Here is a 12,931-nt window from a genome sequence, read left to right on the forward strand (position 1 = left end):
CCAGAGCAAGAGGCTTGAATGAAACTGCCAGAACTTAAGATAGGCTCGTTTATCGCAAAAATTCCAATCATCCAGGGGGGGATGTCGATCCGGGTGTCGACCTCCGCCCTGGCAGTGCCTGTCGCCGAATGCGGCGGCATCGGCACCATCGGCGGCTCCGGCATCCCGGTGCCCGAGCTGCAGGAAGATATCCGCAAGGCAAAGAACGCCACCAAGGGGATCATTGCCGTCAACATCATGTATGCGATGAAGGATTTCTACGAGCTGGTGATGGGTTCCATCGAGGCGGGTGCCGACATGATCATCACCGGGGCCGGTTTTTCCCGCGACATCTTCAAGATCGGCAAGCAGCACAATGTGCCCATCGTTTCGATCGTTTCCTCACCCGGTCTGGCCACCATGGCGGAAAAATTGGGGGCCTCGGCGGTTATCGTCGAGGCGGCCGAGGCCGGCGGCCATCTCGGTACCGAGATGTCGCTGCGCGATCTTTTTCCCGCGATCCGCAAGGTCATCTCCAAAATCCCGCTGATTGCCGCCGGCGGCATCACCAACGGCATCGAGATGGCGGAAATGATGGATAAATACGGGGCCGACGGCGTCCAGATCGCCTCCCGGTTCGTGCTGAGCAAGGAATGTTCGGTGTCCGAGGCGTTCAAGCAGGCTTTCCTGAAGGCCCGGCAAGAGGACATCGTGCTGGTGTCTTCGCCCGTGGGCATGCCGGGCCGGGCAATCAAGACGCCTTTTGTCGACAAGATGTTGAATGACGAAGACATTTCCGCCAAAAAATGTCTTTTTAAGTGCCTGAAAAAATGCGACCATAAGTATTGCATCAGCGAACGCCTGATGGCGGCGTTCAACGGCGATGTCGAAAACGGCCTGGTTTTCTCCGGAGCCAACACCTTTAAAATGAAGGAGATCCTCTCTGTTAAGGAAATTTTCGACAATTTCGTCAAGGCGGCGGAATCGGTGTACAAAGAAAAGTGCGCCGCCTATTGATACGTGCATGGCCGTTGTGATTCGTCATGGTTTCCTCCTCTCTTGACCCCATGGCAGGCGAGTTGCCCGAACACGTGTCGGCGCCCGAGGAGAGCGGTGCGGCGCCTGTCACCGTGATTCCCGAGTCGGACCATCCCATCCGCGAGCAGCAGCTCGACCGGGAAGCGCTGAAGGTGCTGTACCGTTTGCGCGACGCCGGATTCAAAGGCTATCTGGTGGGAGGCGGGGTGCGCGATCTCTATCTTGGCCGCGCCCCCAAGGATTTCGACATTTCCACCGATGCCCGGCCCGGCCAGCTGCGGCAGATGTTCCGCAACAGCCGCACCATTGGCCGCAGGTTTCGTCTGGTGCAGGTCTTTTTCAAGGGCAACAAGATTATCGAGGTCTCGACCCTCCGGTCGCGGAGCGAGTACGACATCGACGGCGAGGAGCAGGTGCTGCCGTCGAACAACACCTTCGGCACGCTCGAGGAAGACGCCTTCCGCCGCGACCTCACCATCAACGCCCTGTTCTACGAAATCGAGCACCACACCATCATCGATTACACCGGCGGGGTGCGCGACCTCGATCAAGGGATTATCCGGGTGGTCGGCGATCCGGACCGGCGCTTCACCAGGGATCCGGTGCGGATGATGCGGGTGGTTCGCCATGCCGCCCGCACGGGTTTCGCCATCGAGGAGGCGACCTTTGCCGCCCTGCGGCAGCACAAGGACAAGCTGGGATTATGCCCGCCCTCGCGTCTCCGCGACGAGGTGCTCAAGGATCTGCAATCCGGGGCCAGCCGCCCCTGGGCGGAACTTTGCATGGCCGCGGGTCTGTGGACCACGCTCTTTGCCCTGTATGAGCCGTTGTTTGCCGGAGAGCACGGCGAGCGGATCCGCCAGGATTTGCTGCGGGTTTTCTCCGTGTTGGACCGCATTCATGCCCGGTGCGCCGAGGAGGAACCGGTCAAGATTCCCGAGCACCTGCTCTTTGCCGCGCTGCTGCTCCCGTGGGCCTGCGAGCGGTTCGGCCTGCCGGAAACCAATGTTCGCGGGTCAAGTTTTCACCGCTTGTCCTGCGCCATCCGCGAGGATGTCGATGCGGTTTTTGGTGAGCCGTTCAATGTGCAGCGCATGGCCAAAGAGTCCTTGACCACGCTGCTGATCAACCTCTCGACCTTCCACCATGCTCGCAGCCAGGGGAGCGACCCCAAATGGCTGAAGAAGAAAAGCTATTATCGGGATTGCTCCCGCTTTTACGACATCTATCTGGAATCGCAGGGGATGGCGGCCGTGAGCGCCGAGAGCTTCACGGTCGAGCGCGTGCAGGAGGCTGAAGTGGTGGCGGTCATGCCGCCGGTTGCGGAGGGAAGCGGCGGTTCCAGGGGCAAGGGACGCGGCGGGATGAATCCCGCCTTCAGCAGTACCAAAACCGGGGTCTTTGGCCTGCGCCGCCCTCGGGAATGACCGTGCGGGAGGAATCCATTGCGATTTCTGCTCTATAACATCCGCTATGCCACCGGCAATGGGGGACGGTTCCATTTTCCGTTCCCTTATGCCGGCTACCTGCGGCGTTCTCGCGAAAATTTCGATAAAATCGTCGAATTCATCGCCTCGGTGCAGCCGGATGTCATGGGGCTGGTCGAGGTCGATGGCGGCTCGTTCCGTACCGGCCGGCGCTGCCAGGCGGAGATGATCGCCCGGCAGCTGGGATATTACCATGTCGTCGAGACCAAGTACGGCTGCGGTTCGATGGCGCAGCGCCTGCCCTTGCTCAAGACGCAGGGCAATGCCGTGCTCACCCGGATGCCGATCGTCAGCCACCGCTTCCACTATTTCGACGAAGGGGTCAAGCGGCTGGTCATCCAGGTTTGCACGGAACATCTCACGGTCTTCCTCGTCCATCTCTCGCTGACCTACCGCAACCGGCAATATCAACTGGAACGGTTGTACAAGCTGATCAGAGCCGTTGACCGGCCGATGATCCTGGCCGGCGATTTCAACGTCCTCTGGGGCATGCGGGAGCTGGAGCTGTTCCTCGGCGCCACCGGCCTGGTCAGCGCCAACCCGGAGAAGAAGCCCTCCTATCCCAGCCGCGCCCCGAAACGGGCGCTCGATTTCATCCTCCACAGTCCGGAACTCAAGGTGGTCCAGTTCCAGATTCCTCAAGTGACCTATTCCGATCACGCACCGTTGATTTGCGATTTCACCCTGTAAACCGAGTGAGCCGGATGTCCTCCGACCGTAGTGTCCCGCCTCAGGCGGCGGGCGACAAGCCGATGATTGAGCCGTTTCTGCCGGTGACTCCATCGGCAAGGGCACATGCCCGGCGGTAGGAGAAGAACTGCGGGTTGCAGCGGGTGCACAGGCCGGCAATGTCGATGCGCTCGGCGAGCACGCCGGAGTCCAGCAATTGCTGGCGGCTGATGGCCCAGAAATCGAAATGGTGCGGCCGGACCTGAAAGGCGTGCATCCAGGCGGGCAATTCCTGCCGGTAATGGATGAATTCGGCGCAGCAGGGCCCCAGGGAAGGGCTGATAGCCGCCAGCAGGCTGGCCGGCGCCACGCCGTACTCGGTGCGCAGGCAATGGATGGTTTTGCCGATGAGGTCAAGAACGCTGCCCCGCCAGCCGCAATGAACGGCCGCGACCACCTTGGCCTCCGGGGCCTCGAGCAGGATGGCCTGGCAATCGGCCTGCTGGATCAGCACGCCGGTGTCGGGCAGAGGGGAGATCAAGGCGTCGTAGCCCTGGACCTCTTGGTCGAGATGGGTTCGATCGACCCGGAGGATACGGTCGCCGTGGACTTGGTGGACCGATACCAGGTGGCGCAAGCCCAAGGCATCCCGTACACGCGCCCGATTGCCGTGTACGCGCTCGGCCGTGTCGCCGACGTGATAACCGAGATTGAGGGAGGCAAAGGGGGCTTGGCTGGTACCGCCCGCGTTGGTGAACATGCCGTGGGGCGCGGTCAGCAGGCGGCTGGTGTAATGGGCTGGTGGGGGAGACGGGTGCAGATGCATGGCGTGGCAAAATCGGCAAAAAGGGTTGCGGCGATGCGGAAAGCCGGGCTTGACGCCGGAGGATTCACATGGCGCTTGCCCGTCAGGTGGCGCTGTCCGGCCTCAAGTCCGCAATGGCGGCTCCGCGGGGTGGTTTTTTCCTGGTATTGGACAGGAGCCAAGCAAAATTGCTCAATTGTCGCGCAGGGTATCGGACGCAGGGGGGATTGTCAATCGGCGGGAACGTCGGGAGAAATTTGAGGCCGGCCGGGCGAGGCATCAAAAAAACCGGGCGGCGGTGCCGCCCGGTAGCAGGGAAAAGAACTCAAAGATAGGAAAAGGTGGTCTTGTCCTTCTTTCGATCGATGCGCACCTTACCGCCCTTGATCAGGTTGCCGAACAGAATTTCCTCGGTGAGGACATCGCCGATCTCCTTCATGATGAGCCGGCGCAACGGCCGGGCGCCAAAGGCGGGCTCGTAGCCCTCCTTGGCCAGCCAGGCACGGGCGGCGGGGCTCAGGACGATCGTCACTTTTTTGCCGGCCAACTGCTGCTGCAGCTCCAGTACCATCTTGTCGACCACCTGCTCGACCGTGGACGGCTCCAGGGCCGAGAAGGTGATGGTGGCATCCAGCCGGTTGCGAAACTCGGGTGAGAAGAGATTCTTGAGCACCTTTTGTTCCTTGCCCTTGGAATCGCCCAAAAAACCAATCGCCCTTTCGCTCATTTCCCGGGCGCCCGCGTTAGTGGTCATGATCAGGATGACATTGCGGAAATCGGCCCTGCGGCCGGCATTGTCGGTGAGGGTGGAATGATCCATGACCTGCAGCAGGATGGAAAAGACATCCGGATGCGCCTTTTCGATTTCGTCGAGCAGCAGCACCGTGTAGGGGTGCTTGCGGATGGCATCGGTCAGCAAGCCGCCCTGGTCGAAACCGATGTAGCCGGGAGGGGCGCCGATCAGCCGGGCCACGGCGTGCTTTTCCATGTATTCGCTCATGTCGAAGCGCTCGAAATGGACCGCCAGGGAGGCGGCCAGCTGCCGGGCCACCTCGGTTTTACCGACCCCGGTGGGACCGGCAAACAGGAAGGAGCCGGTCGGCGCCTGGGGGTTGCCCAAACCCGCCCGTGAGCGTTTGACCGCCTTGACCAGGGCATCGATCGCCTCGTCCTGGCCGAAGATGACCGCTTTCAGCTTGTCCTCCAGGTGGAGGAGTTCGCTGGTGTCGGTGCTGGTCTTGCTGGTGACCGGCACCCGGGCGATTTTGGAGACGATCTGCTCGACATCCCGGACCCCGATCGTGCGACCGGTCTTGCCGGTCAGGCGGAAAAAGGCGCCGACCTCGTCGAGCACGTCAATGGCCTTGTCCGGCAGAAACCGGTCGTTGATGTACCGCTGCGCCAGCTCCGCCGTGGCCTCGACCGCGGCCTTGCTGTAGCGGATCTGGTGGTGCTCCTCGTAATGGGGCTGCAGGCCGCGCAGAATCTTGACCGTATCGTCCACCGACGGCTCGTCGATGTCGATTTTCTGGAAACGGCGGGATAGCGCCCGATCCTTCTCGATATGGTTCTTGTACTCCTCGTAGGTGGTGGAGCCGATGCAGCGGATGGTCCCGGCCTGGAGCGCGGGTTTGAGCAGGTTGGACGCATCCATCGAGCCGCCGCTGGTGGCGCCGGCGCCGATGATGGTATGCATCTCGTCGATGAAGAGAATGGCTTTTTCCTTCTTCTCGATGGCGCTCACCACTTCCTTCAACCGTTTCTCGAAATCGCCCCGATACTTGGTGCCGGCCACCAGGGTGCCGAGGTCGAGCATGTAGATTTCTGCGTCCTGCAGGAGATCCGGCACCAGCTTCTTCGGATCCGGCCGCTCCTCGCGCCGGGCGACGCCGTCCTCGTGGATGCGCAGCGCCAGGCCTTCGGCCATGGCCGTTTTGCCGACCCCGGGCTCGCCCACCAGCAGCGGGTTGTTCTTCTTGCGCCGGCAGAGGACCTGCATCATGCGATACAACTCCTTGTCCCGGCCGATCAGCGGGTCGATGGCTCCTTCCGCTGCTTTTTTGGCGAAATTGACGGTGAATTCGTCCAGGGCATCGGCCGGCTTGGCATCCTGCTTCTTCTTGGAGGGCTGCTGTTGGCCGGGAGGCGGCTGCCGCAACGGCTCGTTCTGCAGGTATTCCGGCAGACTGTGGGAAATGTATTCCACCACCTCCATCCGGCCAACGCCTTCGCTGCCGAGAAAATATACCGCATGCGAATCGGGCTCGGTGAAGATGGAAACCAGGACATCGCCGGTGTCGACCTGCTTCTTGCCGCAGCTCTGCACATGGCTGACCGCCCGTTGCAGCACCCGGTTGAACGCTACGGTCTGTGCCGGCTCGCTTTCGGTACTCTTCATCACCGGCATGCTGGTTTCAAAGAACCGCTCAAGCCGTTCCTTGAGGGTGCTGTTGTTGCCCCCGCACTTGTCGATGATGTGGCGGGCGAGATCATCGTGCAGCAGCCCGTAGAGCATATGCTCCACGGTGACATACTCGTGCCGGTGATTCTTTGCTTCCTTGATTGCCTTGATCAGGGCAAGTTCCAACTCTTTGCTCAGCATATCCTTTGTCCTCGATCAAAAGGCATCGTCCGCCAACGCCTGGGGAATCGATGCCTGAGCGGTACCGTGTTCAACTGTCTTGTTCCAGCGAGCAGCGAAGCGGGAACTGGTTCTTCTTGGCCATCCTGTGGACGATCTCCACCTTGGTTTCCCCGATTTCGCGCGTGTAAATCCCGGCGATGCCCACCCCTTGATGGTGGACGTTCAGCATGATCCTGGTGGCTTCCTCGGTATTCTTGTGAAAGACCGTCTGGAGGACCATGACCACGAAATCCATGGTGGTGTAGTCGTCGTTGTGCAACAACACCTTGTAAAGGGGGGGCTCCTGTTGGGCTTCCCGGTCGGTGGCCTCGACTTTTTCCTGAATGAACGAATCTTCCTTCGCCATACTTCCTTCGTCGTCTGAACAGGAGGAGAGAGATCGGCCCCCGGCTTGTGCCGTACAAGTAGCCGCCGCCCGAGCGCAAACGCTAACACCGCGAACGATCGCGCAACCGTCCGGGGCGACGACAATCTTTACTCGTATTGTAATGCCCGCTTTTGTTTTTGCAAGATCAGCCAGCAGGCTCGCCTCTCTTTTGCGCCGCGCGGGAAAGTAGCGTCATGATCAGGTGCTGGAGGATGATTTCCGGGGAAACGGGCGACCCCTTAAGCCGCAATTCGGCCGTGAGCAGATGATGAAGCCAGGCGGCGAGTACCGGCAGGGGAAAGCCGGATGCGGTTTTACATTGCATGTAGAGTGCGAAAGGATGCCCGCCCAGCTCCTTTTTCCACAGGGTGTGTTCCTTGAGGCGGGGCAGGCAGGTCTGCTGGAAGGCGGCGGCGGACATGGCGGGTTGGAACCCGGTCTCCGCCTGCTCGATCAACGACCGCAGCAGCAGCAGGCCGCGGACAAAGTTGCGCAAAGTGGCGACCACCGCCAGGGGGTGGATGCCGTTTTCCTGCAGCCGGTCGGCAATGGCCAGGGACTGTTCCAGGTCCCGGCGGGCCAGGGCGGAGGTCAACTCGAACAGGGCCTCCTGCCGGGTCCGGCCGACCAACAGGTCGAGATCGTCGCGGGTGACCTGGCCGCGGTCGCCGAGATAGGTGGTCACCTTGCGCAGCTCCATGATCGCGGCCACCGGGTGAAATCCGACCCGGTCGATCAGGAGGTCGATCAATGCCGGCGCCATGGTCTTGCCTTCTTCCGCCAAGGTCTGGCGGATCAGGTCCTGGAGCACCGCCTTCTGTTCCTTCTGGGCCTTGCCGCTGGAACCGGTTTCGACGCTGAGATCGATCACGGTCTGCTCGTCCTTGAGCAGTTTGAACAGTTTCTTCCGTTTGTCGATCTCCTCGGCCATGAGGATCAGCACGTTGCTCGCCGGAATGCCGGTGGCCAGCACTGCGGCCAGCAGGTCGCCCGGATCGGAACCGGGGGCGGCCGTGGAGCCGTTCGCATTGTCGAGGGCCAGATAGGCGCGGGTCCAACTCAAATCGCCGTCGGGTCGGGCAAAGCCGAAACATTGCTGCCATTCGGAGGCGGAGAGAGCGGCCGGATCGCTGTCGGCAGCCGCCGGGTCGAGGCCGCCGCTGGCCAAAAAGGCGCGCAGGCCGCGCTTGGCCTGTTCGGTCTTGGCCTCGGCATGGGCCTTGACCGCCCGGTCCCAAATGGATTTCGCAACCTGGCGGGAATGAAAGAGCCGGGTATCGGTCACCCGGTAGATCTGGCGGCCCGGCAGCAGGGTGAAGCTCCGGAGCTTGGCCAAGGTGGCCCCGAACTCCTCCTGGTCGCCGTCGATGGGGTGGACGGTCCCGCCGATGTCGCGCAGCAGCGTCTGCTCCAATTGCGCCATCGCCTCCCGGCAGAGGTACCGCTCGCCGAACAGTAAAAACACCCGCGAAGGCCGGTCGGCCAGCCCGGCCAGCAGCTCGGGCAAGTGTTCGCGGGTGTAGAGGGCCATGTTTGTCTCAGTTCCGGGAGCGGTCGAACCGATTGCGGCCGGCGGTGCCTGAGGCCTGCTGGGTTTCGTCCAGGATTTTGTGCAAGATGGCGGTCAAGGAGCCGGGCAGCAGGTAATCCTGGCCCCGGTCGCCCTGGAAAATGGAGGAGGTCTGCTGGGCCACGGTTTTCCAGGTGATGGTGGTGGGGTTGGAGGCGATGATCTCGAAAAACATCTTGTTGTACGGATCGTTGATCATGGCCAGGCCGGTGCCGATGGTGGCCAGGATATCCACCGAACCGGCAAACAGCCGGGTCAGGTTGGTGTAGACCTTGACCCCGCCGCAGGAACCGAGACTGAGAAACCGCTGTTTGCGACGCAGGTCGGCCTCGCTCACCTGGCCCTCCTCGATCAGTTTGGTCAACGGTTCGATGATCTGCTCGGAGCGCCAGTAGCTGTGGCCGCGCTGGGCCAGCATCTCGTCCCCGGACTGGATGAAACGCCGCAGCATCTCCATCTGGTTTTCCATGTCGGAGTAGACGAACTGGGTGTGGACGATGTTCACGCCGCCGACCTGCTTGACAAAGGCCACGGCAAAGTGGCGTTCGCGCATGGCCTGGAACAGCCTGGCCAGCCCGGCGCCGGTCATCTGTTGGATGTCCTGCTGCAGGGACGGGGTGAGCGAGGCCACGGTGTATTGCTGCGAGGGCACCAGCCGGTAGCCGCTGTTGAGCAGTAGGTTGGCGTTGGAAATAAAGGACTGGCGGCCGTCGTCGTCGGGATGGAACATGGAGACCGAGCCGAGCCGGCCGTCCCGCTTCCATTCGGCAAACGGCGTGACCTGATAGCGTTCGAGATTGACCGCGCCGCGGCGGACGATCAAGCGGCTGATAAGGGTGCGGTCCGCCGGGCCGAGCAGTTCCGGATAGGTTTGCAGGTAGTACTGCAAGACTACGGTCAACAGCTTGGCCGAGGCCGAGTCGTCGACCTCGGTGGCTTGGACCATCAAGGTGATCAGATGGGTGCGGGCCTCCGGAGTGAGCACCTTGAGCAGGTGGCTCAGGGTCGCGGAGAACAGCAGGATCGAATCCTCGTCCCGGAAGGCCGAGGCGGCGACCAGACTGATGATTTCCTTCTGCTTGCCGGTGTCGGACGGGAAGAAGACGGTCAGCTTGCCCTTTTGGGCGCAACTGGAGATGAAATCCGAAACCAGGCGGTTGCCCGGGTCGATCGATTTGAGGAAGGCGAGCAGATCGCCCTGGTTGCGGCTGGCGATGCGCGCCTGGAGCACCGGCACCATGATCTCGCGGAAGGAGGAGTCGTACAGCTCGCTGCCCTGCGCCATGACGGCATAGGCGTTGGCCACGGTCAGATCGCGGGCGGTCTGCATGCGGGCGGCCGAGGTGGCCTGCTTGAGCATGGAGATGGCCTGGCCCTTGCTCGCGCCGGCAAAGCCGCTGTAGCGCTCGCGGACCGACGGCGTCAGTTCGTTGAACTTGGCCTGGAGCTGCTGCATCGAATAGCTGTTGAGAGTGGAATCGGAGATTTCGTAGCCATTGGCATCGGTCACGGCGTGAAGATTGTTGATCTTCCAGACGATCTCCTCGCCGGCTTCGTACAGGGCTCCGAGCAGCACGGCTTTCTGCCGGCTGTCGAGCTTATCGTACTGGGCCTCCTGGATGTTGGTCGGCAGGGCAAAGTAACTGACCAGCCAGTTCCACGCCTCCCGCGGGGAGAGCGATTTGTTGGTGAACAGGCAGCGGGCGTTCCAGGCGTCGTCCTGGTACAGTTTCTGGAGCAGGCCCAGGCCGTCGATCATGGTCTCGGGGTCCATGCCCGGCACCTTGGCAAAGGTCTCCGCCGCCCTGGCTTGGTTGTTCTTCAGCCGCATGAGGGAAGGCATGCCCTTCTGCGCCAGATCCACCCGCATGCCCTTGATGGCGAAATAAGACTGGGCCGCCCGGTTGTTGTAGTCGTCCATGTTGTTGAGCAGGGAAATCATGGGCATGGCCGTGGTGGCGGTCACGCCCTGCATGCCGAGGTAGGCGCGGAACGAGCGGCTCGCCTCGAATCCCATCTCCTTGATGGTGGCAAGGCTGTTCATGGCCTGCTTGACGTCGACCGTGCTCAAGCCGGCGAAGGCCTCGAAGGTCTGCACCTGCTCGTAGGTGAAGCGCTCGCGGTTGAGCAGGTCGATGGCCGCGCGGGCGCCTTCGAAGGTCACGCCCTGCAGGCCGCAAATCTTGCGGAAGATGCGCTGGGCGTTATAGTTCATCCTTGGGATGGCGCTCCGGCCGTATTCGATCTGCTGGCTGGTCAAGCCGGGAATTTCCTGGTAGATCGCCATGGTCTGGTCGGCACTGGTGAGGTTGAGCTGGGCGCTGGCCTGGCTGGCGGCCGGGCTGGCGGCGCGCGCGGGCGCGTCCGGGTTGGCGGCCAGCAGGGCGAGGGCGGCCACCAGCGGCAGGAGGCGGAGGGCGCGTCGGTTGTTCCGGCGGAAAGTCATGTGAGCGTGCATAGTGTGATTTTGGGGTTGATGGATTCTGTCAGGTTGCGACAAGCGTTGCCCTTTCTGGCCCTGCTGCTGGCAATGGCGCTGTGGGGCAGTTCGTTTGTGGCGTTGAAGTACAGCTTTCAAAAAATGCATCCCCTCATGGTCATTTTCGGACGCATGGCGGTTGCATCGTTTTGCTTTGTTCCTTTGCTGGGAGCGCTGCCCCGCATGGGGCTGCGGCGTCGGCATCTCGTGCCGATCCTGTTGATGTGCGGCTGCGAGCCTTGCCTTTATTTCTCGTTCGAATCGGCGGCCTTGATCTACACCTCCGCGTCCCAGGCCGCGATGGTCACCGCTATGCTGCCGCTCCTCGTGGGTCTGTGCGCGGGGGTGTTTCTGGGCGAGCGGATCACCCGGAGGACCGTTTGCGGTTTCGTGATCGCCGCCGGCGGGGCGATCTGGCTCGGCCTGGGCGGCCGGGAGACCGCGCAGGCCCCCAACCCGCTGTTGGGCAACTTTTTCGAGTTCATGGCCATGGTGTGCGCGGCTGGCTATACTATTCTAATGAAACGGTTAAGTAAAGAACTCCATCCTTTTTTTCTCACCGGATTGCAGGCGGTTGGCGGTGCCCTGTTCTTCGCTCCGGTTCTGCTGTTGCCCACGGTGAGATCGGCTCCCTGGTCGGTGGACGGCTGGTTGGTGGTGCTCTATCTGGGGACCGTGGTCAGCGTCGGCGCCTACGGACTGTACAACTTCGGCATCAGCCGCATTCCGGCCAGCCAGGCCGCCGCCTTTGTCAACCTGATCCCGGTGTTTTCCCTTATCTTCGGCTTTCTCGTCCTTGAGGAACGATTGACCCCGTGGCAGTGGCTGGCCTGTGGCCTGGTCTTCACCGGGATTTTGCTGAGCCAGGAGGCCGGACGATGGCGCCTGGGAGGAAAAACGCCATGAACAAAACCTTGATCCTGCTCGGCATCGGCGTGCTCTGGCCCTGGCTGCGGACCCTGCCATTCGGCCGACTGCCCGGCGACATCCTCGTCGTCCGGGACAACGTCCGTTTTTTCTTTCCCATCACAACCTGCATCGTGGTCAGCCTGGTGCTGACCATCGTGCTCTGGCTGTTCCGAAAATGAATCCGATTGCGGACGAGGCGGCTTTCGCATCCGCCGTCGTGGACGAATGCGGTGAGGGCGGGGAGCCGGTCAGCGGCGGCTGGTGCCGGCGTTGCCGCACCTTTCATTTTTTACCCCTGGAGCCGGCCCGGACCGAATGCCTGCGCCTGATGTCCCTGTTGCGGACCCATCGGCGGCTCGACTGGCATTTGCCGCTGGCCATGGCCGATCCGCGTTGCTCGACCGGGCCTTTGTTCGGCGAGGCCGGCGGCAAGATGTTCGGGGTGCTGTGCTGCCGGGATGGCGAAGGCAGACAGGTGGTGCTGCGTGCTTTTTCCGGCCAGATCAACGGCTTGTGGCATGCGGCCGGCTGGGTGGAGCCCCTGGTCGATGTGGCCGCTCTGGACGCGTTGATGAGGGAGCCGGAACGAGCCATCAAGAATTTGGGGGCGAAGATGGCGTCGCTGCCCGGGGAATCGGACGACTATCGACGGCTGCGGCAGGAGAGAAGGGCGCTTTCCCGACAGTTGATGCGCGCGGTCCACGATCTCTACCGGCTGCGCAACTTTCGCGGCGAAACCCTGCCGCTGGCCGAGGCCTTTCTCGGTCCGGGAGCGCCGCCATCCGGCACCGGCGACTGCTGCGGGCCGAAATTGCTCGCGCATGCGGTGCGCCACGACCTGCGGCCCGAAGGCATGGCCGAGTTCTATTGGGGCGCCGGCAACGCCTCGGGCACCAAAACCCACGGTCGCCTGTATCCGGCCTGCGCCGCCAAATGCGGCAAGATCCTGGGGTTTCAGTTGTGCGGTTTGAAATGAGCGGACAG

11 protein-coding genes are annotated in these 12,931 nt (G+C 62.2%); 6 read left to right on the forward strand and 5 right to left on the reverse strand.

All coding sequences use genetic code 11. The features are described from left to right. Window positions 1-18 precede the first annotated feature (18 nt). The 3 genes from RMR13_RS02970 to RMR13_RS02980 are packed head-to-tail and all read left to right on the forward strand — an operon-like array spanning window position 19 to window position 3,194. A complete protein-coding gene (locus RMR13_RS02970) occupies window positions 19-996 on the forward strand; it encodes a nitronate monooxygenase (RefSeq protein ID WP_310599149.1) in 978 nt (325 codons plus the stop codon). Window positions 997-1,022: 26 nt separating this feature from the next. Then, complete coding sequence (locus RMR13_RS02975) at window positions 1,023-2,444, forward strand: poly(A) polymerase (RefSeq protein WP_310599150.1); 1,422 nt, start codon at window positions 1,023-1,025, stop codon at window positions 2,442-2,444. 18 nt (window positions 2,445-2,462) lie between these two features. After that, the gene (locus tag RMR13_RS02980) at window positions 2,463-3,194 is read left to right on the forward strand and encodes an endonuclease/exonuclease/phosphatase family protein (RefSeq protein WP_310599151.1); all 732 of its coding nucleotides are present in this window, start codon (window positions 2,463-2,465) and stop codon (window positions 3,192-3,194) included. A gap of 40 nt (window positions 3,195-3,234) precedes the next feature. Here the strand turns inward: RMR13_RS02980 and pgeF are convergent, their stop codons facing one another. The 5 genes from pgeF to RMR13_RS03005 all read right to left on the reverse strand — a co-directional run bounded on the left by pgeF (window position 3,235) and on the right by RMR13_RS03005 (window position 11,005). Beyond that, window positions 3,235-3,999, reverse strand: a complete 765-nt coding sequence (gene pgeF / locus RMR13_RS02985; protein WP_310599152.1) for a peptidoglycan editing factor PgeF — start codon at window positions 3,997-3,999, stop codon at window positions 3,235-3,237. Window positions 4,000-4,303: 304 nt separating this feature from the next. After that, entirely contained in the window at window positions 4,304-6,580 is a 2,277-nt protein-coding gene (gene clpA / locus RMR13_RS02990; protein ID WP_310599153.1) for an ATP-dependent Clp protease ATP-binding subunit ClpA, read from the reverse strand. 70 nt (window positions 6,581-6,650) lie between these two features. Next, complete coding sequence (clpS, locus tag RMR13_RS02995; RefSeq protein ID WP_310599154.1) at window positions 6,651-6,968, reverse strand: ATP-dependent Clp protease adapter ClpS; 318 nt, start codon at window positions 6,966-6,968, stop codon at window positions 6,651-6,653. A 166-nt stretch (window positions 6,969-7,134) separates the two neighbouring features. Then, a complete protein-coding gene (gene holA / locus RMR13_RS03000; RefSeq protein WP_310599155.1) occupies window positions 7,135-8,520 on the reverse strand; it encodes a DNA polymerase III subunit delta in 1,386 nt (461 codons plus the stop codon). Window positions 8,521-8,527: 7 nt separating this feature from the next. Further along, window positions 8,528-11,005 carry a hypothetical protein gene (locus RMR13_RS03005; RefSeq protein WP_310599156.1) on the reverse strand — a complete coding sequence of 826 codons (2,478 nt, stop codon included), beginning with the start codon at window positions 11,003-11,005 and terminating at the stop codon, window positions 8,528-8,530. Here RMR13_RS03005 and RMR13_RS03010 point away from each other — a divergent pair, their 5' ends adjacent. From RMR13_RS03010 to RMR13_RS03020, 3 genes are read left to right on the forward strand one after another with little or no spacing between them, the layout of a single operon-like run. Further along, on the forward strand, window positions 11,006-11,944 hold the full coding sequence (locus tag RMR13_RS03010; RefSeq protein WP_310599157.1) for a DMT family transporter: 939 nt from the start codon (window positions 11,006-11,008) through the stop codon (window positions 11,942-11,944). It begins immediately after the preceding gene. Next, entirely contained in the window at window positions 11,941-12,126 is a 186-nt protein-coding gene (locus RMR13_RS03015) for a DUF2905 domain-containing protein (protein ID WP_310599158.1), read from the forward strand. Before RMR13_RS03010 ends, RMR13_RS03015 begins: the two co-directional genes overlap by 4 nt. After that, complete coding sequence (locus RMR13_RS03020; protein ID WP_310599159.1) at window positions 12,123-12,923, forward strand: hypothetical protein; 801 nt, start codon at window positions 12,123-12,125, stop codon at window positions 12,921-12,923. Before RMR13_RS03015 ends, RMR13_RS03020 begins: the two co-directional genes overlap by 4 nt. Window positions 12,924-12,931: the final 8 nt, after the last annotated feature.

Source organism: Desulfobulbus sp. (assembly GCF_031547805.1).
Classification (GTDB): domain Bacteria; phylum Desulfobacterota; class Desulfobulbia; order Desulfobulbales; family Desulfobulbaceae; genus Desulfobulbus.